Here is a 20,275-nt window from a genome sequence, read left to right as displayed (position 1 = left end):
ATTGTGCCCAGGATTGTACCGGCTGCGCGCCCGCGCGCCGCCCGGCCCCCTCAGCCCAAACGCGCCCAGCGCCTTCCCATGTCCGATATCAGTTGCTTGTACGTCCGGTTGCCCAATTGGGTGGGCGATGTCTGCATGAGCCTGCCCAGCCTGCGTGCCCTGCACGCCAGCGGCCTCCCCTTGGTAATCTGTGCCCGCCCGTGGGCCCGGGATCTGCTCGACGGCGTGGAAAAACGCGATTTCATTCCCATGCGCGGCAAGGTCGGCCCCGACCGCGCCGCCGTCAGCGCCCACCGGCGCAGCCTGGGCGCGCAGGGCCGCCGCGCCCGCGGCCTGCTGCTGCCGGACTCGTTGTCCAGCGCCCTGGTGTTCCGGCTGGCGGGCCAGCCGTCGGCCGGCTACAGGGACGACGGCCGCAGCTTCCTGCTGCGCTGGCCCTTCACCAAGCCAGCCGATTCCCTGCATGCCGTCGAATCCTGGCATCACCTGACCCGCGAAGCCCTGACCGCCTGGGGGCTGCCTTCCGGCCCCGCCCGGCCCGGCCCGACGCTGGACCTGCCCCTGACCCCGGCCCACGAGGCCGCCGCCGACCAGGCGCTGGCAGAGGCCGGCTTGGCCGGCCGCCGTTTCGTGCTGATCGCCCCCACCGCCACCGGCCTGCACAAGGGCAAAATCAAGGTCTGGCCGGGATTCGATACACTTACCCGCGCCCTGCAGGCCCGCGGCCATACCGTGGTAACGTGCCCCCCTCCGGCCGAAACCGACGAGGCCCGTCGCAATGCGCCGACGGCGCAAGTGCTGCCGCCCCTGTCGCTGGGAGCCTTCGCCGCCCTGACCGCCAGGGCGGCGCTGGTGGTTTGTAACGATTCCGGCGTGTCGCATGTCGCCGCCGCGGCCTCGGCCCGGGAGCTCACGCTGTTTGGCGTGACGCGGCCGGAAAGGACCGGTCCCTGGTCTCCTCGCGCCGTATGCGTGGGATCGGAACAGGCCTGGCCCTCAACCGAAGAAGTAGAACGGCAGGCCACTCGCCTGCTGGACGGTACGCAGTAATCAGGACTGTCTTGAAATGACCTTTTCCAGCTATCTAACGAATCTGATCATTCCCTACAATTTGTGCATCACCCTGATCGTCATCGGTCTGGTGCTGGGGCTGTTCCGGCTCCGCAAGACCGGCGGCGCCATCATTGCCGCGGGCCTGCTGTGGGCGCTGGCCTGGTCGTTGCCGGCCACGTCGCTGTGGGCCGGCGGAGCGCTGGAAAGCCGCTATCCGCACCTGCCGCCCGAACAGTCGCCCACCGCCGACGCCATCGTGGTGCTGGGCGGCAACACCGCCAACGGACGCGCCAACTGGTTCCTGCCCTATGACAAGGACACCGCCGTCGTGCGCATCGACACCGCCGCCCAGCTCTACCTGGCGGGTCGCGCGCCCAAGGTGGTGCTGTCGGGCGGCGCGCTCGAGGGTGACGTCAGCGAAGCGAAGGGCATGGCGCACGCGATCCGCCAGCAAGGCGTGCCGGAAACGGCCCTGATCCTGGAAAACGCCAGCCGCACCACCTACGAGAACGCGACCCTGACCGAAGACCAGCTCAAGGCGCGGGGCATCGGCAAGGTCCTGCTGGTGACCTCCGCCCTGCACATGCCGCGCGCCATGGCCGCGTTTTCCAAGCAAGGCGTGGAAGTCATCGCCGCGCCCGCGCCGCCGCAGATCGTGGCGCCGACGGACGGATCCCTGCCCCTGTGGCTGCCCGACCAGCGCACGTTCGACGCGAGCCGTTCCATCCTGAAGGAATACGCCGGCCTGTTCGTCTATTGGCTGCGCGGGTGGGTATGAGTCTGGCGGCCGCCGGCCTGGATTGCCGGCCGGGATGCGGCGCCTGTTGCATCGCGCCCTCGATCACTCGGCCCCTTCCAGGCATGCCGCATGGCAAGCCCGCCGGCGTGCCATGCATTCAATTGCTGCCCGACATGCGCTGTGCGGTCTTCGGCCAGCCGTCGCGGCCGGACTTCTGTGGCGGGCTGCAGCCGCAACGGGAGATGTGCGGCCCGGACCGCGAGCACGCGATCCAGTGGCTGGGCGACCTGGAGCGCGCAACGGCGCCCGGTCATTGAAAACGGGGCGGGCCGCCCCGCCGTTCAGTTGCGGTCCAGCAGCACCTTTTCGTACAGGGCCTCGTACCGCGACGCCACCGTCTCCCAGCTCTGGTCGCGGGCGATCTTCAGGCCGCGCTCGGTCAGCGCCGCCCGCAGCTCGGGATCGGAGCCCAGGCGCTCCAGCGCTTGCGCGAGTTGCGCGCCATCGCGCGGGTCCTGCAGGATGAGCGCGTCCTTGCCTGCCGCCAGGTACTGCGCGAATCCGCAATAGACGGGCGAGCTGACCACCACGGGCAGGCCGTGGGACATGGCTTCGAGCGGCGCCATGCCGTAGCTGTCGTTCAGGGTCGGGTGGGCATAGATGTCGGCCGCCTCGAAGTACTGGCCAACGTCCGGGGTGGGATCCACCAGGGTGACGCGGCGGGCAATGTGCCCGGTGGCGCGGACGCGCTCCCGGGTGGGCTCGTCGGCCCCCACGACCAGCAGTTTGTAACGCGGCGGCAATTGCGCCAGGGCGTCCAGCAGCGCCGGCAGCCCCTTGCGCAGCGGATTGCGCGCAACCAGCAGACAGCCGATGGTGTCCGCATCCCAGCCCAGCCGGGCGCGTGTCGCATCGCGTCCGCCCCCCTGCCCCGCGACGGGCAGCTTGACGCCCGGCGCGATGATATCCACCGGCAGCTGCTCGCCGTAGCTGCGGTGCAGCTGATCCATGATCAGTCCGGACACCGCCACCACGCGCCGCGTGGGCGTCTTGCGCACACGCAGGCGTTCCAGCATCAGGTAAGTGGCCAGGCGCGGGCTCAGCCAGGCGGTCAGGCGCTGCAGCGGCTTGACGCGGGTGACGCGGTTGTAGCGCACCGGCGTCACGTGCATGACCTGGATCTCGCCCGCCCAGCCGTTCATGTGCGAGTGCACGATATCGTAGCGGCCGCGAGTGAGACGGTCAGCGCGCCACGCGAAGTACAGCACGCGCATCCAGCTGGGCAACCAGCCGGGAAAGCGCACGGGCAGGAAATCGAACGGCAGGTCGCTGTCGAAGTCGCGCGCGACGACGGCGACTTCGTGCCGTTGTCCGAGCACCCGCATCAGTTCCACGCCGTAGGCTTCCGCGCCTCCGAAACGATTGCCGAACCGGTCAACCAGCAGCGCGATGCGAAGCCGTCGATCAGGGACGCCGGCGGAGGTCTTCATACCGGGTCAGGCACTTCTGGAGGAAGCGGATAATGTTGGTGGAACGGGCCACCGTCACCCTCGGCAGTCCGAAGGGATCATCGGATGCCCCCGCCAGGCCGCGCCGGGTCAGCGTTGCATTGTCGTAGCCCGCCTCCCGGGCCATGGCGCGGTGTTCCGGGCCATGGTCGCCGTACGGATAACAGAAGGCCGTGACGGGCGCGCCCAGGGCCTGCTCGAGTTCGGCCTTGGATTCGACGATCTGGCGCCGCGCCTCTTCGGGCGGCAGCTCAGGCAGATGGACGTGGTCCAGCGTATGCGAGCCGACCTCGTTGCCGGCCTGGGCCCATTCCCGCATTTCCTGCACGGTCATCAGCGCCGAGAACGGAATGCCTTTTTGCAGATCCCAGACATTGCCGCCGTCGAACTGGCGCGCCACGAAATAGTTGGTGGCGGTGAATCCCAATTCACTCAGCACCGGCATCGCGTTGTGGTGCACATTGCGATAGCCGTCGTCGAACGTGATGCCGAATACCTTGCCCTGGCGCTCGCCGCGCACATAGGGCATCACGTCGCGCATGGACAGCCCGCGATAGCCCAGCCGGCGCATCCAGCGCATCTGGCGGGCAAAGCTGTCGGGGTGCACCGTGAGCCCACGATACGGCGTGCCCTTGGGGTTGGGTTCGCCGATCTGGTGGTACATGAGAATTGGGATAGACATAGGACCGGATTATAGGGTCAGCGTCCAGCCAGCGTACGTTGGTAGACATCCATTGTGGCGGCCGCGAAACGCTCCAGATTGAAGTCGCGCAGGCTGGTTTCGCGGGCGTTGGCGCCCATCATCCGGACGGCGTCCGGATGATCAAGCATAAAGCGCAACTTGGCGGTCATGGCGGGCACGTCGCGCATCGGCACGATCCAGCCGTCCACGCCGTCGCTTACGTTCTCGGGCAGTCCTCCCGCGTTGCTGACCAGCGCCGGCAGGCCCAGCCCCATGATTTCGCGGCACGCGAAAGACAGGGCTTCCCGGTAAGACAGCACGAAGCCCGCATGGCATGCCGCCAGCGCCGCCCGCACGTCGTCGAGCAGGCCGGGAAATTTCACCTGGTCGATCATGCCCAGTTCACGCACGCGCGCCAGCTTTTCCTCGGAGGGCGGATCGCCCGCGACCATCAGCAGCACGCGCGCCTTGTCGGCGGGCGGCAGCGCGGCCACGGCGGCCACGAGATCCAGCCAGCCCTTGTCGTAGTCGGTACCCCCGGCGCTGCCCAGCAGAAGCTTGCCGCGCCAGTCCGCGCCGAAGAAGATCTCGCGCAGCTTGTCCAGGCTTTCCGGCGCCGGCGGGGCGAAGAAATTGGTGTCGATGCCGTGGCGGATGGTGGTGATGGGGCGCTTGCGATAGGGCGATTGCTCCATCATGCCGCGGATGTAGTCGCTGACCGCGATGCCGTGATCGGTCGCCAGCGCCACGCGCATCTTGTGCCCGAAACTCGTGAGCGGATGGTCGTTGTGCTTGGTGAACACGATGCGCGGCCGGCGCGGCATGCCCAGCGTGGCCAGCATGACCTGCTTGTGATCGGCCGAACCATTGGCGTGAATGATGTCGAAACGGCCCGCTTCGATCAGTCGGCGCAGGCTTGCGCGGTCCTTGAACCACGAAGACGGGCGCGTCTTGTATTGCATTTCCACGACCGTCACGCCGGGGATGGCCTTGGCGTAGCGGTACAGGCGGCTAGTCGCCGGAGCCGCCACCGTGATCTGGTGATCGCGCGCCAGCGCCTTGGCCAGATTGATGATGTAGGTGACGTGCCCCCCGCCGTTGCCGGCGTGGAAGTTCGTATACAGGATCTTCACTTTTTGTTTTCCGCCAGGAACATCAGCTTCGAATAGCGGAAGAAGCTGCCGGCCGCCGCCGTCACGGCCAGGACCAGCCCGTGCCTGCCGTCCAGGAATCCACGCCGGATCAGATAGATGCGAACGAACGTCCAGAACCCGTGCCCCAGCGCCCCGAAGACCGACGTGCGCCGGCCCTTGGCGTACATCATGGCGGCGGCGTCGGACGAATATCGGTTCACCTTGTTGATCAGGGCGTCCAGGTTGTCGTACGGATAATGGTTGAAATAGCCGCGCAACTGCAGCGGGCGCCCGTTCGCGGGCACCACGCGTTCATGCACGGCCGCGTCGGTGAAGCGCGCCGTGCCCCGTTTGAACAGGCGCAGCACGTAGTCGGGCCACCAGCCGCTGTGGCGGATGTCGCGCCCGCAGAAGTTGGACAGGCGCGCGATTTCGTAGGCGTCGGCCTGCGGCGCCTGCAGCACGTCCTGGATTTCACGGGCCAGCTCGGGCGTGACGCGCTCGTCCGCGTCGATCGACAACACCCAGTCGCCGGTCGCGAGATCCAGTGCACGGTTCTTCTGCGGGCCGAAGCCGGGCCAGTCGGACGTCGTTTCGACCCGGGCGCCCAGGGCCTGCGCCAGTTCCACGGTGCCGTCGGTGCTGCCCGAATCCACCACGATGAACTCGTCGGCGAACGCCACGGACTTGAGGCAGGCGGCAATGTTCGCCGCTTCGTTCTTGGTGATGATGATGACTGATAACTTCATCCGCGATTCCTAAGACGCTTTTTCCAGGCCTTCCAGGCGTGATAGCGCGGCCCCCAGAAGGGGTCTCGCGACAGCCAGATGCGGCGGTTCAGCCAGGAGCCGCCCTGGTTGCGCACCGCGAAACGATAGATGTGGCCGGGATCCGCGCCAGGCGTGTTCTGCCCGAAAGGGTCGGTAGTGTACAAGTGGCGAAAGCCCGCCTGCCGGGCGGCGGCCACGTAATCCGGGTCGAAATAGCCCTGCGGCCAGCAGAGATGATCGCTGACCTCGCCCAGCCGCCGCACCAGCGTGTCGCGGGACTCGTGCAGTTCCTGCGCGATGCGTTCGCGCTTGGCGTTCACGTCGGCGCCGCAGACCTTGTCCCAGCGCGTGTGCGTATGCGTGTGCGAATGGAATTCAAAGGTGCCGGCGGCCTGCATGGCCTCGATTTCGCTCCAGCGCAGCATGGCCTCGTCGGCGCGGCCCGCCGCCACCAGCTGCTTGCAGGCGTCATGGTCCGGCGTTGCAGGCAGCGCCCCCCCTTGCCCGGCATGCGGCCGGACCGGGCCGTCGCCGATCCACCCCGTGATGGTGAACAGCACCGCGCGCATGCCATGGCGCGCCAGGACAGGATGCGCGTGCACCCAGTTGTTCAGGTAGCCGTCGTCGAAGGTGATCAGGACGGAGCGCTCGGGCACGCCGGCGCCGGCCAGATAGCCGGCGAACTGCGCGGCGGTCAGCGACTGGTAGCCGGCGCGCGCCAGCCGCGCGACTTGGGATTCGAAAACGTCGGGCGTGGCGGCGATCATGCCGCCGGCCGGCGTGACGTGGTGATACATCAGCACCGGAACGTTGGGCGCATTCATCCGCGACGCTCCGCCAGCCACTTGGTGTAAATGGCCTCGGTGGTCTCGGCCAGCCGGGCAGGTGAAAACACGCCTTCTTCCCAGACCATGCGGCGGCCCGCCTCGCCCATGCGCCGGCGCAGGGCCGGGTCGTCGATCAGGCGCTCCAGCGCTTCGGTCAGCGCGACGGGGTCTTTGGGCGGGACCAGGATGCCGGTCTCGCCGTTGCGGAACATCTCCGACACGCCGCCGACATTGGTGCCGACCACGGGCAGGCCGCTGGCTTGCGCCTCGACATAGACCGTGCCGGACGCTTCCTGCTGCGTCGCCAGGGCGAACAGGTCGAAGCCCGCCAACAGGTTGGGGACGTCGCGCCGCGTCCCCATCAGGTGGATGCGGTCCTGCAGCTTGCGCTCGGCCACATAGGCCTGGGTCTGCTCGAAGACCGGCGAACCGGCGCCGACAAACACCAGATGCAGCTTGGGACGGGCTGCCATGAGCGGCGCGATGGCGTCGATCAGGTCCTTGTGGCCCTTGGTGGCGCGCATGACGGCCACGCAGCCCACGACGATGTCGTCGTCGGCCAGCCCCAGTTCGTCGCGCAAGGTGGAACGCTCGACCGGAGCCGGCAGCACGATGGGCGAATACACCGTCGCCACCTTCTCGGCCGCCACGCCGCGGCTGATCAGGTATCCGCGGACATGGTCGCTGACGGTGGTGACCCGGTGCGGAAGAATGGTGTAGGACCACATCGACCCGACCTTGTTGGACAGGTGCCGCGTGCGCACGATCAGCGGCGTCCCCGCGAGCCTGCCGGCCAGGGCCGCGATCACGGTATCGCGCCGGCTGTGCGTGTTGAGCACGTCGAAGCGCCCGTTCTTCAGGATGGTCCGCACGGCCATCACGCCCTTCAGGTAGTTCGCGGGTCCGTCCATCCTGAGCGCATGCACGGTGAAGCCGGCTTCGGACAGCCGTCCCGCCAGCAGCCCCTGCGGCTGACAGATGGCCTCGAGGTGATGGCCGCGTGCGCGCATCGCGGTCATCTCCTTGAAAATCCGTCCTTCCTGGCCGCCAAAGTTGGTGGCGGCCTCCGAGTGCACGATCCGCAAGGTGGGCATCAGTAGGTGACCTCCACGCCGTCCGGTTTGGTCCAGTCGTTCAGGTTCGCCAGCAGCGTGTCTGCCATGCGGACGCGCCATTCTTCGCCGAGCCTGACGGTGCACAGGAAATTGTTCTTGGTGTAGACGATGTCCACCGGCACGCCGGGGATGCCGTTTTCGGGTTCCGCGCGGAACGGATTGAGCATCTGGCGCAGGCGGGCCGCATCGGCGCTGCCGTTGAGCTTGACGCGCAGGGACTTGGCGCGCGCCTCGCGCGCCAGCTGCAGGTCATAGAGCTGCTCGGCCACGATGCGCATGCCCCCGGAGTAGTCGTCGTTGCTGACCTTGCCCTGGACGATGACGAGCTGGTCTTCGCGCAGCCGGTTGCGGTGCTTTTCGTAGAGTTCGTTGAAGACCGAGATCTCGACCTGGGCAGTGCCGTCGTCCAGCACCGCAAAGACCATCTTGCCGCGACGGGTCATCATGACGCGCACGCTGGCCAGCACGCCGCACATCCATTGCAGGTCGCGCTGCGGTTCGACGCGGACGAGTTGCATCGGCACGATCCGGCGCACTTCGTCGCGCCACGCGTCGAACAGGTGGCCGCTGTAGTAGTAGCCCAGCGCGGATTTTTCTTCCGTGAGCTTTTTGTGCAGGTCCCAGGGCGCCACCTTGGCCAGTTCGCCGGCCACCACGTCGCCGCTGTCGTCGCCGAACAGCGAGGCCTGGTTGGCGCTGCGGGCGGCCTGTTCCGCCGCTTCCATGGCGGTGGGCACGGAAGCCAGCATCGCCGCGCGGTTGGGTTCGATGGTGTCGAACGCGCCTGCCTTGATCAGGGCCTCGATGGTGCGCCGGTTGACGGCCTGCTTGCTGACGCGGCGGCAGAAGTCGAACAGGTTGAGGAACGGCCCGCCTTCCTTGCGCGCGCGCAGGATGTCTTCGACGGCGCCCTGGCCGGTGCCTTTGACGGCGCCCAGGCCGTAGCGCATCGTGCGCGGCGGCTTGCCCTTTTCGGTGTGCTTGTCGGCGACGGGCTCGAAGCGGTAGCCCGAGAAGTTCACGTCGGGCGGCAGGACCTCAACGCCGTTGTCCTGGGCGTCGCGGCAGAAAATCTGGACCTTGTCCGTGTCGTCCATGTCCGAGGACATGGTGGCGGCCAGGAATTCGGTGGGATGGTACGCCTTGAGCCAGGCCGTCTGGTACGAGATCAGCGCGTACGCGGCCGAGTGCGACTTGTTGAAGCCGTACCCCGCGAACTTTTCCATCAGGTCGAACAGCTTGACCGCCAGGTCCGGGTCATGGCCCTTTTCCTTGGCGCCCTTCTCGAAGAGCTCGCGGTGCTTGGCCATTTCCTCGGGCTTTTTCTTGCCCATGGCGCGGCGCAACAGGTCGGCGCCGCCCAGCGAGTATCCCCCGATGATCTGGGAGATCAGCATCACCTGTTCCTGGTAGACGATGACGCCGTAGGTGCTCTTGAGCGTGCTTTCCAGGTCGGAGTGGAAATAGTCCACCGCCGCGCGGCCGTGCTTGCGGTTGACGAAGTCGTCCACCATGCCCGATTCAAGCGGCCCCGGACGATACAGGGCCAGCATGGCGATGATGTCTTCGAACGTATTGGGGCGCAGCTTCTTGAGCAGTTCCTTCATGCCGCGCGATTCCAGCTGGAACACCGCGGTGGTGTTGGCGTCGCAGAGGATCTTGTAGGCGGCCGGATCGTCCAGGGCCAGCGCCATGACGTCGAAGTCGCGCTTGCCTTCGTTGAACTGGCGCACATAGCGCACCGCCCAATCCAGGATCGTCAGGTTGCGCAGGCCCAGGAAGTCGAACTTGACCAGGCCGGCGGCCTCGACGTCGTCCTTGTCGAACTGCGAGACAGCGCTGTTCTCCTGCCCGGGCTGGCAATACAGCGGGCAGAAGTCCGTGAGCTTGCCGGGCGCGATGAGCACGCCGCCCGCGTGCATGCCGATGTTGCGGGTCAGGCCTTCCAGCGGCTTGGCCAGGTCGACCAGCGAGCGCACTTCCTCTTCCTGCTCGTAGCGGTCCTTGAAGGCGGGCTCGTCCTTCAGCGTGCGCTCCAGCGTCCAGGGATCCATCGGGTTGAACGGGATCAGCTTGGACAGGCCATCGCAGAACATGTAGGGCATGTCCAGCACGCGGCCGGCATCGCGCACCACGGCCTTGGCGCCCAGCGTGCCGAAGGTGGCGATCTGGCTCACGGCCGCGCGGCCGTACTTTTCCTTGACGTAGTCGATGACCCGTTCGCGGTTGTCCTGGCAGAAGTCGATATCGAAGTCGGGCATGGAGACCCGCTCGGGATTCAGGAAGCGCTCGAACAGCAAGTCGTAGCGGATCGGGTCCAGATCGGTAATGCCCAGGGCATAGGCCACAAGCGACCCGGCGCCCGAACCGCGTCCCGGCCCCACCGGCACGCCGTTGTTCTTGCCCCAGTTAATGAAGTCCTGCACGATCAGGAAGTAGCCCGGGAAGCCCATCTGGATGATGGTCTTGCATTCCCAGCGCAGGCGATCGTAGTACTGCTCGCGCTTGGATTCGCGTTCGGCCGGGTCCGGGAACAGGAACTCCATGCGCTTTTCCAGGCCCTCTTCCGACAGCTGGACCAGATAATCGTCCAGCGTCACGCCCTCGGGCGTCGGGAAGTTGGGCAGGCGCGGCTTGCCCAGCACCAGGCTGAGGTTGCAGCGCTTGGCGATTTCCACCGTATTGGCCAGCGCCGAGGGCACGTCGGCGAAACGCCGCGCCATTTCCTCGGAGCTGAGCAGGTACTGTTCCTTGGAAAACCGCCGCACGCGCCGCGGATTGGCAAGGATTTCACCCTCGGCGATGCAGACGCGGGCCTCGTGCGCCTGGAACTCGAATTCGTCCAGGAACTGCACCGGATGCGTGGCCACCACCGGCAAGCCGGCCTCGGCGGCCAGCCGCATGGCGGCCTGGCAATAGCCTTCGTCGCCGTCCATGCCGGACCGCTGCAGTTCAATGTAGTAGCTGCCCGGGAACATGTGCGCCCACTGGCGCGCCAGCGCCAGCGCCGACACCGCGTTGCCGGCATCCAGCGCCTGCCCCACGTCGCCGCCGCGCCCACCCGACAGGGCGATCAGGCCCTCCTGGCCTTGCAGCCATTCACGGCGGATTTCGGCGCGGCCCTTGCCCTGGTTCGTCAGGAAGGACTTGGACAGCAGTTCGCACAGATTCAGGTAGCCCTGGTGATTGCGCACCAGCAGCAGCAGGCGGAACGGCTTGGCCGGATCCTCGTCGTTGCTGATCCAGACGTCGCAGCCCGCGATGGGCTTGACCCCGGCGCCGCGGGCGCCTTTGTAGAATTTGATCAGACCGAACAGGTTCGACAGGTCGGTCAGCGCGACGGCGGGCTGGCCAAGTTTGGCGACGCGCTTGATAAGATCGGGAATGCGCACCGTGCCGTCCACGACCGAGAACTCGGAGTGAACGCGCAGGTGAACAAATGGGGTCAGGTTGGGGGTCGTAGCGGCTTCGGACATGGCCGAATTGTACCTAGCGCGTGTGGGACAATACACCGATACCGCACCACCTCGTGGCAAAACGAGATTTACGTATGAAATGGCTTATTCCCGGGATCTGGCTTGCCGCCATCCTGTTTTCGCACTTCCGCGGCCGCGTCAAGCTGCCCCTGAGCCGGCAGCTCCTGGATCACTCTGCCCTGCTGGCCCCCATCAACGCCTTCATGGTGCTGACTTCCCGGGTGCCGTCCACCCCCTACCTGACGACCAGCGAAATCGCCGAGCTCAAGGTCCTGGACGACAACTGGGAGACGATCCGGGAAGAAGCCATGCAGATGGCCGAGCTTCGCCGGATCAAGGCGGCAGACGCCCATAACGACATCGGCTTCAATTCCTTTTTCAAGTACGGCTGGAAGCGGTTCTACCTGAAGTGGTATGACGCCCGCCATCCGTCGGCCGAGGAACTCTGCCCGAAAACCGTCGCCATCCTGAAGACCCTGCCCAAGGTCAAGGCGGCGATGTTCGCCGAACTGCCCCCCGGCGGCCAGCTGAATCCGCACCGCGATCCGTTCGCGGGTTCGCTGCGCTATCACCTGGGCCTGGCCACCCCCAACGATGACGGCTGCCACATCATCGTGGACGGCGAGCATTACAGCTGGCGCGACGGCGAAAGCGTGGTGTTCGACGAAACCTATGTGCACGAGGCCTACAACAAGACGGACGGCAACCGGATCATCCTGTTCTGCGACGTCGAGCGCCCGCTGAAGTGGCGCTGGGCCGAGGCCTTCAACCGCTGGTTCGGCCGCGTGGTCATGTCGGCCGCCAGTTCGCCCAACGACGGCGGCGACCAGACTGGCGCCATCAACCGGCTGACCCACGCGCACTGGGTCATAGACCAGAAGCGCAAGGCTTTCAAGGCCTGGAACCGCAAGGTCTACAAGGCCACCAAATATGGCCTGATCATCCTGGTCATCGCGGCGTTCGTGGCGCTGTAAGACAAGAAAGGCCGCAAGCAATGCGGCCTTTCCTGCATCTGGCCCCGGGCCTAGCGCTGCAATGACTCCCAGCTCTTCATCAGGCGCTTGACCGAAACCGGCATGGGCGTTCGCAGTTCCTGGGCGAACAACGCCACCCGCAGCTCCTCGAGCAGCCACCGGAATTCGTCGAGCCTGGGGTCGGGCGCGCCCTTCAGCGCCGATCTTGCCCGCTGGTACTGCGTGACCAGCGGCGCCATTTCCGCCACCAGCTTCGCATCCCGCGCCGGATCGGCCCGCAGCTTGTCGATGCGCGCGACCGCCGCCTTCAGGTAGCGCGGAAAGTGCGAGAGCTGCACATACGGCGTATCGCGGATGAACCACTTGGGCATCAGGGCGCCCAGTTGCTGCTGAAGATCGGCGTAGGCGGCGGCATGCGGCTTGGCTTGTGGCAGCTTGCGCTGCAACGCCCCGTACTCGGTCAGCACCGCCCCGGCCAGCCTGGCCACTTCCTGGGCAAGCAGGCCCAGCCGGCCCTTGCCTTCGGCGCGCCGGGCTTCGAACTGCTGTTCGTTCACCGGCCATGGTTCGGCCAGGCATGCCTGACCCAGCGCGCAGTCGATGATCTGGTCGCGCAGTTCTTCCTGCGTGCCCAGCGTCATGTAGAGCATGCTGATCTTGGTCAGGTCCGCCAGGTTCTTTTCCAGGAATTTGACCTGCTCGCGCAGCCCCAGGCGGAACAGCTTCAGCAAGCCCGCGCGATGATGCTTGCGCGCTTCGTCGGGGTCGTCGAACACGTCCAGGTCGCAATGCGCGCCACGGTCCACCAGCGCCGGATAGCCGATGACGGACTGTCCGCGCCGCTTGATCTCCATGATCTCCGGCAGCGGCCCGAAGGTCCAGGAGGTCAGGTTTTCGTGCGCGAGCGCCTGGGCAACCTGCGTATCGCTGGCCGCCAGCTGCTGGAACGTCGCCTGCGCCTGCTTGCCGAATTCGGCGCGCAGCTGGGCCAGGTTGCGGCCGGCGGCCAGCATGCGGCCGTGCTCGTCCACCACCCGGAAGTTCATGAACAGATGCGCCGGCAGGGTCTCGAGCTTGAAGTCGCCCGCGGCCGGGCGCACCTGCACCTGATCCCACATGTCGGCGATGATGGCGTCCACCAGCCCCTGCTGCGGATCGGCCAGCCGCTCGAACCAGCGGTCGTAGAAGCCCGCGGCATAGTCGGGCAGCGGCACGCAATGGCGGCGCAGCTTCTGCGGCAGCGACTTGAGCAGCAGATGCACCTTTTCCTTCAGCATGCCGGGCACCAGCCATTCGCATCGCGCAGGATCGATCTGGTTCAGGGCGAACAGCGGCACCGACAGGGTCACGCCGTCGCGCGGGGATCCCGGCTCGAAGTGATAATCCAGCGCCATCGACACGCCCTGCCATTCCACCTTCTTGGGGAAGACGTCCGTCGTGACGCCGGCCGCCTCGTGGCGCATCAGCTCGTCGCGGGTCAGCATCAGCTTGGCTGCCGACGCCTTGTCCAGGCCGTTGACCCACTTTTCCAGCGACGCCGTCTGCGAGATGTCGGCGGGCAGCTGGCGGTCATAGAAGGCGTAGATCAGCTCGTCGTCCACCAGGATGTCCGGGCGGCGGGTCTGATGCTCCAGCTTTTCGATACCTGCGATCAGCTTGCGGTTGTGCGCCACGAACGGCAGCCGCGTGTCGATTTCGCCGGGCACCAGCGCCTGGCGGATGAACAGTTCGCGCGCGTGCGTGGGGTTCACCCGGCCGTAATGGATGCGCCGTCCCGTGTAGATGGCCAGGCCGTAGAGCGTGGCGCGTTCATTGGCCACGACCTGCCCGGCCTTCTTTTCCCAGCGCGGGTCCGACCAGTTCTTGCGGATGAGGTGGGCGCCCGCCTTTTCGAGCCACACCGGATCGATGCGCGCCACGCAGCGCGCGTACAGACGCGTGGTCTCAACCAGTTCGGCGGCCATGATCCAGCGGCCGGCCTTCTTCACCAGGCGCGAGCCCGGATGGATGTGGAAACGGATCTCGCGCGCGCCCTGGTAGTTGCCGCCCTCGTCGCTCTTGAAGCCGATGTTGCCCAAGAGGCCGGACAGGAGCGCCATGTGCAGCTGCTCGTACGTGGCTTCGGTCTGGTTGACGCGCCAGCCCTGCTCGCCCACCAGCGCCGCCAGCTGCGTGTGCACGTCGTGCCACTCGCGCAGCCGGATTGGCGACAGGAAGTTCTGCCGCAGGAGGCCCACCAGCTTGCGCTGCGACGCCTTGTGCTGCACCTGCTCGCCGTACCAGCGCCACAGCTTCAGAAAGGAAATGAATTCCGACTTGTCGTCGGCGAACTTGGCGTGCGCCGCTTCGGCGGCCTCGCGCTCCTGCATGGGACGATCGCGGGCGTCCTGCACGGACAGGGCCGAGGCGATGATCAGCATTTCGGCCAGGCACTGGTGTTCGCGCGCGGCCAGAATCATCCGGCCGATGCGCGGGTCCACCGGCAGCTTGGCCAGTTCCTGTCCGGTGCGCGTCAACACGAAGGCGGCGCCGGTGCTCCCGGCATCCGTGTCCTCGTCGGACGCCGAAGCCAGCTCGATCGCCCCCAGCTCCTGCAGCAGATGGTAGCCGTCGGCCACCGCCCGCCCGGGAGGCGCCTCGACGAAGGGGAATTGCTCGATGTCGTCCAGCTTCAGCGCCTTCATCCGCAGGATGACCGACGCCAGCGACGACCGCAGCACTTCCGGATCGGTAAAGGCCGCCCGATTGTTGAAATCCAGCTCATCGTAAAGCCGGATGCACACGCCCGGCCCCACCCGGCCGCAACGGCCGGCGCGCTGGTTGGCCGACGCGCGGCTGATGGGCTCGATGCGCAGCTGTTCGACCTTGTTGCGCCACGAATAGCGCTTGATGCGCGCCAGGCCGCTGTCCACCACGAACCGGATGCCGGGCACGGTCAGCGAGGTTTCCGCCACGTTGGTGGCCAGCACGATGCGCCGCGCGTTGCCGCGCGGGCGGAATATCTGCTCCTGCTCGGCCTGCGACAGGCGGGCAAAGAGCGGCAGCACCTCGGTGCCGGCCGGATGCCGCTTGCGCAGCGCCTCGGCCGATTCGCGGATTTCGCGTTCGCCGGGCAGGAACACCAGCACGTCGCCGGGGCCATGCCTGGCGCATTCGTCCACGGCGTCCACGATGGCATCGATCAGGTCGCGCTCTTCGTCGCCCGACATGCGCTCGCGGTCGCGGCCCGGCTTGGCCGCCGGCGCGGCGCCCTCTTCGGCGGCCGCCTCCTCGCGCACGGGACGGTAGCGGACTTCGACCGGGTAGAGGCGACCGGAGACTTCGATCACCGGCGCGGGCTTGTCCTCGGACGCCGCGAAGTGCCTGGCGAAGCGTTCGGCGTCGATGGTGGCCGACGTGATGATCAGTTTCAGGTCCGGGCGCCGCGGCAACAGTTGCTTCAGGTAGCCCAGCAGGAAATCGATGTTCAGGCTGCGCTCGTGCGCCTCGTCGATGATGATGGTGTCGTAGCGGCGCAGGAGCGGATCGCGCTGCGATTCGGCCAGCAGGATGCCGTCCGTCATCAGCTTGATGGACGCGTTGGGACCGGTCCGGTCGTTGAACCGGACCTGGTAGCCGACCACTTCGCCCATGGGCGTGTTCAGCTCTTCGGCGATCCGCTTGGCCACCGAGGTCGCCGCCAGCCGGCGCGGCTGGGTATGGCCGATCATTTTCTGGCGGCCGCGCCCCAGTTCCAGGCAGATCTTCGGAAGCTGGGTGGTTTTGCCCGACCCGGTTTCGCCGCTGACGATCACGACCTGATGGCCGGCGATGGCGCGCGCGATCTCCTGCCGCCGGGCGCTGACAGGCAGGTCTTCGGGATAGGTGACGGCGGGGATGGGCCGTTCGGGGCGCGGGGCGCGGGGTGCGCCCGGGGCCGCCCCGGCAGGTGCTGATGCCGCTTTGGCAGCGGCCTGGGGCGCCCGCGGGCGGGTGGTTTCAGGCATGTACGATAGTCCGGTTAGCCCGGCATTATAAATTTCCCCGGCGCCCCGGGCAGGCCCGCGGGTCGAAAGCCGGGAAATCCGGCACCAAATAAGGGCTGATTTCCCCCCTGCGCGGGTTCGCGGCGGTCATATAATTTCGCCACGCCGCCGACTGGCGGCGCAGGGCGCGGCAAGGCGCCGCGCTCCAACCGATCATCAGGAAGCCCTCCAACCATCATGCCCGACCTGGAACCAGACACCGTCTCCGCCCTTGAAGCCCCCGAATTCGCCGCCGCGCAGTTTGTGCGATGGTTCCGAGACGTCGCGCCGTACGTGCATGCGTTCCGAGGCAAGACCTTCGTGGTGGCGTTTGGCGGCGAACTGGTGCAGGCGGGCGCGCTGAACACGCTGGTCCAGGACCTGTCCCTGCTGTCTTCGCTGGGAATCCGGCTGGTGCTGGTGCATGGCTCGCGTCCGCAGGTCAATGAACAGCTGCGCCTGAAGGGTTACACGCAGCAGTTCGACCGCGGCCTGGCCCCCACCGACGCCGCGGCCCTGGAATGCGCCAAGGAGGCCGCCGGCGAGATCCGCCTGGACATCGAGGCCGCGTTCAGCCAGGGGCTGCCCAACACGCCCATGTCGCACGCGCATATTCGCGTGATCTCCGGCAATTTCGTCACGGCCCGCCCCACCGGCGTGCTGGACGGGGTGGACTACAAGCACACCGGCCAGGTCCGCAAGATCGACGTCGAGGCGCTGAAGTTCGCCATCGAGAAAGGCTCGTCGGTCGTGCTGCTGTCGCCGCTGGGCTTCTCCCCGACGGGCGACGCCTTCAATCTGGCCATGGAAGACCTGGCGACCAGCGTCGCCGTGGGGCTGCGGGCCGAAAAGCTGATCTTCCTGTCCAGCTCGCAAGGCGTGCTGAACGAAGACGGAACGCTGGACACCGAACTGGCCCGCGTCGACGCCGATGCGCTGCTCGCCGCCGGCGAACTGGACGAGGAAACCCATTCGTTCCTGCAGTACGCGTCGCTGGCGGTCAAGCGCGGCGTGGCGCGCGCGCACCTGCTGCCCTTCGAGCTGGACGGCAGCGTCCTGCTCGAAATCTTCACCCACGATGGCGTGGGCACCATGGTGGTCGAAGACACCCTGGACGACCTGCGGCCCGCCACGATCGACGACGTGGGCGCCATCCTCAGCCTGATCGAGCCCCTGGAGGCCGACGGCACGCTGGTGCCGCGTCCCCGCAGCGTGGTCGAACGCGACGTCGAGAACTTCACCGTGCTGGAGCACGACGGCGTCATCTACGGCTGCGCGGCGCTGCATTCGTTTCCCGACGAGCAGATGGCCGAAATGGCCTGCCTCATCGTGCATCCCGAATGGCAAGGGTCGGGCGAAGGCGAGATCCTGCTGCGCCACATGGAATCGCGCGCCCGCGCCTCGGGCGCCAAGCGGCTGTTCGTGCTGACCACCCGGACCTCGCACTGGTTCATGAAGCGCGGATTCGTGCAGGGCGGCATCGCCGATCTGCCCCGCGAAAAGCAGAACAACTACAACCGTTCCCGCAACAGCCTGGTCTTCATCAAGAAGCTCTAGGAAAGGCCCGCGGACCCAATCCGCGGAACTTGAAGGGGCTTGGCGCCCCCTGGACGCCAAGCCCCGCTAAAATGTGGCGTTATTCATTTTTCCGGCAGCGAACCATGGCCCGTATCGTCAACTGTGTGAAACTGAAGCGTGAAGCCGAAGGGCTGGACTATCCGCCCTACCCCGGCGAAGTCGGCACGCGGATCTGGCAAAGCATTTCCAAGGAAGCTTGGGAAGAATGGAAGGGCGTGCAGACCCGCCTGGTGAACGAAAACCGCCTGAACCTGGCGGACGCCCGCGCTCGCAAGTACCTGCAGCAGCAAATGGAGCGCTACTTGTTCGAGGACGGCAGCGTCGAAGCCGACGGCTACGTTCCGCCCTCGGCCTGATCCCGCCGCGCCGCCTGCAAGCGGCACGCTCCCCAAGCCCCTCGCCCGCGAGGGGCTTTGTGTTTGGTGCCTTAAGATTCAAATATCGCTGGCCGTATTAGTGCTGTCATGAAACAAGAATCGCGCTCGCCCGTTCCCGCCGACCCGTCCCCCGCCATCCGGCGCGCCCTGGAGATCGAGCCCGATCGCAAGCACGGCACGCTGCAGGACGTACGCCACGTCGTCATCCTGATGCAGGAGAACAGGTCCTTCGACCATTATTTCGGCACGCTGCCCGGCGTACGGGGGTTCGCCGACCCGCATCCGGCGCCCACGGCTGCGGGCACCGTCATGACGCAGACTGACGGCGATGCGCGTTGCAGTCCGTATTCGCTGCAGTCGGAATACGCCAGCGGCGTCCCCGTCGGCTACATCACCCCGCACACTTGGGACGACGCGCAGCGGGCATGGAACGATGGCCGCATGGATCAGTGGCTGTCCGCCAAGGGCCGCTTGGGCCTGGGCGCCTACCGGGGCGTCGACGTGCCGTTCCAGACCGCGCTGGCCAACGCCTTCACCCTTTGCGACGCCTATCACTGCTCGATGCAGGCGGGCACCAATCCGAACCGCCTGTTCCTGTGGACGGGCACGAACGACCCGCAGGGCCTGGCCGGCGGACCGGCCCTGGTCAACACCTTCGACCGCCTGGGGCCGGCGAACGACGGCTATGCCTGGACCACCTACCCGGAACGCCTGCAAGCGGCGGGCGTGGATTGGCACATCTACCAGGACATGGCGGACAACTACAACGACAATCCGCTGGCCGGCTTCAGGCAGTACCGCGAACAGCAGGCGGGGGCCCCCTTGCGTGACCGCGCGCTTTCCACGCGCACGCTGGACGACCTGGCGCGCGACGTCGCCGACGGTTCGCTGCCGGCGGTGTCATGGATCATCGCGCCCGCGGCGGACTCCGAGCATCCCGAAGTCTCTTCCCCCCAACGCGGCGCCGCCTATACCGAACGGGTGCTGGACATCCTGACGCGCCACCCCGAAACCTGGAGCCGGTGCGTGCTTTTCGTCACGTACGACGAGAACGATTGCTTCTTCGACCACATGCCGCCGCCGGCTCCCCCGGCGCGGCGTCCGGACGGCCAGCCCGGCGGCCTGTCCACGGTCGAGCTGGACGGCGAATACCATGACGCGCGGCACGGACCCAGCGCGTCGACCCCGGACGACCCGCCCGCCCTGCACGGACGCGCGTTCGGCCTGGGGCCGCGCGTGCCCATGCTGGTGGTGTCGCCCTGGAGCCGGGGCGGCTGGGTCAATTCGCAGGTGTTCGACCACACTTCCGTCATCCGTTTCCTGGAGGCGCGCTTCGGCGTGGCCGAACCCAACATCAGCGCCTGGCGGCGCGCGGTGGCGGGCGATCTGACCTCGGCGTTCGACTTCGCGGGCGACCGGGGGGCCCATCACCCCGACAGCACCCGCCATGCCTGCCCCCTGCCCTATGCGCTGGAGGCCGTCGGGCGCATGACCGCCGACGGCGAACACTACCGGCTGACGTTGCGCAATTCGGGCGGGGCGGGCGCGGTGCTGCATGTCTACGACCGCCACGCGCTGGCGCAGCCGCCGCGGCGCTATACCGTGGGCGCGGGAGCTCGCCTGGACGATGGCTGGCGTCTGGAGAACGGCGGCGCCTATGACTTGTGGCTGCTGGGCCCGGACGGCTTTCACCGGCATTTCCGCGGCAACGCGCAAGACGCCGGCATGCTGGAAGCACAACTGGTGCCCGTGACGTCGGGCCTGCGCCTGCGGCTGGTCAACCACAGCGACACGCCGCAGCCGGTCCGGGTGGAATCGCGCATGGATGACGGTTGGCGCGCCATGGCGCACGTGTCCGCGGGCGGCGCGATCGAACTCAAGTATTCGGGGTGCGAAGGCTGGTACGACCTGGATGTCGCGGCGCCCGCGATGCCGGCGTTTGGACGCCGGCTGGCGGGGCGTATCGATGGCGGCAAGCCCGGCGTGCCGGATCCGCGGCTGTGCCAGGGCGCGGCGCTGCCGCCGTAGCGGCGGCAGCC

15 protein-coding genes are annotated in these 20,275 nt (G+C 67.1%); 7 read left to right on the top strand and 8 right to left on the bottom strand.

The window, feature by feature from the left end; genetic code table 11:
* The first annotated feature begins 78 nt into the window (after nt 1–78).
* The 3 genes from ABE485_RS08770 to ABE485_RS08760 are packed head-to-tail and all read left to right on the top strand — an operon-like array spanning nt 79 to nt 2,109.
* Nucleotides 79–1,050: a glycosyltransferase family 9 protein gene (locus ABE485_RS08770; RefSeq protein WP_346514896.1), complete on the top strand. Its 972-nt coding sequence runs from the start codon at nt 79–81 to the stop codon at nt 1,048–1,050.
* Nucleotides 1,051–1,066: 16 nt separating this feature from the next.
* Complete coding sequence (locus ABE485_RS08765; RefSeq protein WP_346514895.1) at nt 1,067–1,831, top strand: YdcF family protein; 765 nt, start codon at nt 1,067–1,069, stop codon at nt 1,829–1,831.
* Nucleotides 1,828–2,109 carry a YkgJ family cysteine cluster protein gene (locus ABE485_RS08760; protein WP_346514894.1) on the top strand — a complete coding sequence of 94 codons (282 nt, stop codon included), beginning with the start codon at nt 1,828–1,830 and terminating at the stop codon, nt 2,107–2,109. The genes ABE485_RS08765 and ABE485_RS08760 overlap by 4 nt, the downstream gene beginning before the upstream one ends.
* 24 nt (nt 2,110–2,133) lie before the next feature.
* Here the strand turns inward: ABE485_RS08760 and ABE485_RS08755 are convergent, their stop codons facing one another.
* Genes ABE485_RS08755 through dnaE form a run of 7 tightly spaced genes read right to left on the bottom strand, consistent with a single transcriptional unit; the run spans nt 2,134 to nt 11,303 of the window.
* Nucleotides 2,134–3,282, bottom strand: coding sequence for a glycosyltransferase family 4 protein (locus ABE485_RS08755; protein ID WP_346514893.1), 1,149 nt, complete (start codon nt 3,280–3,282; stop codon nt 2,134–2,136).
* Nucleotides 3,257–3,982: a polysaccharide deacetylase family protein gene (locus tag ABE485_RS08750; RefSeq protein WP_346514892.1), complete on the bottom strand. Its 726-nt coding sequence runs from the start codon at nt 3,980–3,982 to the stop codon at nt 3,257–3,259. The genes ABE485_RS08755 and ABE485_RS08750 overlap by 26 nt, the downstream gene beginning before the upstream one ends.
* A 17-nt stretch (nt 3,983–3,999) precedes the next feature.
* Nucleotides 4,000–5,115: a glycosyltransferase gene (locus tag ABE485_RS08745; RefSeq protein WP_346514891.1), complete on the bottom strand. Its 1,116-nt coding sequence runs from the start codon at nt 5,113–5,115 to the stop codon at nt 4,000–4,002.
* Complete coding sequence (locus tag ABE485_RS08740) at nt 5,112–5,864, bottom strand: glycosyltransferase family 2 protein (protein ID WP_346514890.1); 753 nt, start codon at nt 5,862–5,864, stop codon at nt 5,112–5,114. Before ABE485_RS08740 ends, ABE485_RS08745 begins: the two co-directional genes overlap by 4 nt.
* The gene (locus tag ABE485_RS08735) at nt 5,861–6,709 is read right to left on the bottom strand and encodes a polysaccharide deacetylase family protein (protein WP_346514889.1); all 849 of its coding nucleotides are present in this window, start codon (nt 6,707–6,709) and stop codon (nt 5,861–5,863) included. The genes ABE485_RS08740 and ABE485_RS08735 overlap by 4 nt, the downstream gene beginning before the upstream one ends.
* On the bottom strand, nt 6,706–7,806 hold the full coding sequence (locus ABE485_RS08730; RefSeq protein WP_346514888.1) for a glycosyltransferase family 4 protein: 1,101 nt from the start codon (nt 7,804–7,806) through the stop codon (nt 6,706–6,708). The genes ABE485_RS08735 and ABE485_RS08730 overlap by 4 nt, the downstream gene beginning before the upstream one ends.
* Nucleotides 7,806–11,303, bottom strand: a complete 3,498-nt coding sequence (dnaE, locus tag ABE485_RS08725) for a DNA polymerase III subunit alpha (RefSeq protein ID WP_346514887.1) — start codon at nt 11,301–11,303, stop codon at nt 7,806–7,808. Before dnaE ends, ABE485_RS08730 begins: the two co-directional genes overlap by 1 nt.
* A gap of 74 nt (nt 11,304–11,377) precedes the next feature.
* Between dnaE and lpxO the strand changes: the two genes are divergently transcribed.
* The gene (lpxO, locus tag ABE485_RS08720; protein ID WP_346514886.1) at nt 11,378–12,277 is read left to right on the top strand and encodes a lipid A hydroxylase LpxO; all 900 of its coding nucleotides are present in this window, start codon (nt 11,378–11,380) and stop codon (nt 12,275–12,277) included.
* 50 nt (nt 12,278–12,327) lie between these two features.
* On the opposite strand, the gene hrpA is transcribed toward lpxO, so the two are convergent.
* A complete protein-coding gene (gene hrpA, locus ABE485_RS08715) occupies nt 12,328–16,263 on the bottom strand; it encodes an ATP-dependent RNA helicase HrpA (protein WP_346514885.1) in 3,936 nt (1,311 codons plus the stop codon).
* Nucleotides 16,264–16,479: 216 nt separating this feature from the next.
* Here hrpA and argA point away from each other — a divergent pair, with 216 nt between their 5' ends.
* The 3 genes from argA (at nt 16,480) to ABE485_RS08700 (ending at nt 20,264) form a co-directional block, all read left to right on the top strand.
* On the top strand, nt 16,480–17,838 hold the full coding sequence (gene argA, locus ABE485_RS08710) for an amino-acid N-acetyltransferase (RefSeq protein WP_346514884.1): 1,359 nt from the start codon (nt 16,480–16,482) through the stop codon (nt 17,836–17,838).
* Between the two features lie 104 nt (nt 17,839–17,942).
* Nucleotides 17,943–18,215: an oxidative damage protection protein gene (locus ABE485_RS08705; RefSeq protein ID WP_346514883.1), complete on the top strand. Its 273-nt coding sequence runs from the start codon at nt 17,943–17,945 to the stop codon at nt 18,213–18,215.
* Between the two features lie 108 nt (nt 18,216–18,323).
* Nucleotides 18,324–20,264, top strand: coding sequence for a phosphocholine-specific phospholipase C (locus tag ABE485_RS08700; protein ID WP_346514882.1), 1,941 nt, complete (start codon nt 18,324–18,326; stop codon nt 20,262–20,264).
* Nucleotides 20,265–20,275: the final 11 nt, after the last annotated feature.

The sequence above is a fragment of the Achromobacter spanius genome (genome assembly GCF_039673305.1).
GTDB classification, from domain to species: domain Bacteria; phylum Pseudomonadota; class Gammaproteobacteria; order Burkholderiales; family Burkholderiaceae_B; genus Achromobacter; species Achromobacter spanius_F.
The sequence above is the reverse complement of the archived record's forward strand: the minus strand, read 5'-3'. Positions and strand labels throughout refer to the sequence as shown.

Coding starts and splice junctions, on each gene's coding strand:
- argA (WP_346514884.1), top strand. CDS start 16,480: ATGCCCGACCTGGAACCAGACACCGTCTCCGCCCTTGAAGCCCCCGAA.
- hrpA (WP_346514885.1), bottom strand. CDS start 16,263: ATGCCTGAAACCACCCGCCCGCGGGCGCCCCAGGCCGCTGCCAAAGCG.
- ABE485_RS08755 (WP_346514893.1), bottom strand. CDS start 3,282: ATGAAGACCTCCGCCGGCGTCCCTGATCGACGGCTTCGCATCGCGCTG.
- ABE485_RS08730 (WP_346514888.1), bottom strand. CDS start 7,806: ATGCCCACCTTGCGGATCGTGCACTCGGAGGCCGCCACCAACTTTGGC.
- dnaE (WP_346514887.1), bottom strand. CDS start 11,303: ATGTCCGAAGCCGCTACGACCCCCAACCTGACCCCATTTGTTCACCTG.
- ABE485_RS08760 (WP_346514894.1), top strand. CDS start 1,828: ATGAGTCTGGCGGCCGCCGGCCTGGATTGCCGGCCGGGATGCGGCGCC.
- ABE485_RS08765 (WP_346514895.1), top strand. CDS start 1,067: ATGACCTTTTCCAGCTATCTAACGAATCTGATCATTCCCTACAATTTG.
- ABE485_RS08770 (WP_346514896.1), top strand. CDS start 79: ATGTCCGATATCAGTTGCTTGTACGTCCGGTTGCCCAATTGGGTGGGC.
- ABE485_RS08750 (WP_346514892.1), bottom strand. CDS start 3,982: ATGTCTATCCCAATTCTCATGTACCACCAGATCGGCGAACCCAACCCC.
- ABE485_RS08735 (WP_346514889.1), bottom strand. CDS start 6,709: ATGAATGCGCCCAACGTTCCGGTGCTGATGTATCACCACGTCACGCCG.
- ABE485_RS08705 (WP_346514883.1), top strand. CDS start 17,943: ATGGCCCGTATCGTCAACTGTGTGAAACTGAAGCGTGAAGCCGAAGGG.
- ABE485_RS08740 (WP_346514890.1), bottom strand. CDS start 5,864: ATGAAGTTATCAGTCATCATCATCACCAAGAACGAAGCGGCGAACATT.
- ABE485_RS08700 (WP_346514882.1), top strand. CDS start 18,324: ATGAAACAAGAATCGCGCTCGCCCGTTCCCGCCGACCCGTCCCCCGCC.
- lpxO (WP_346514886.1), top strand. CDS start 11,378: ATGAAATGGCTTATTCCCGGGATCTGGCTTGCCGCCATCCTGTTTTCG.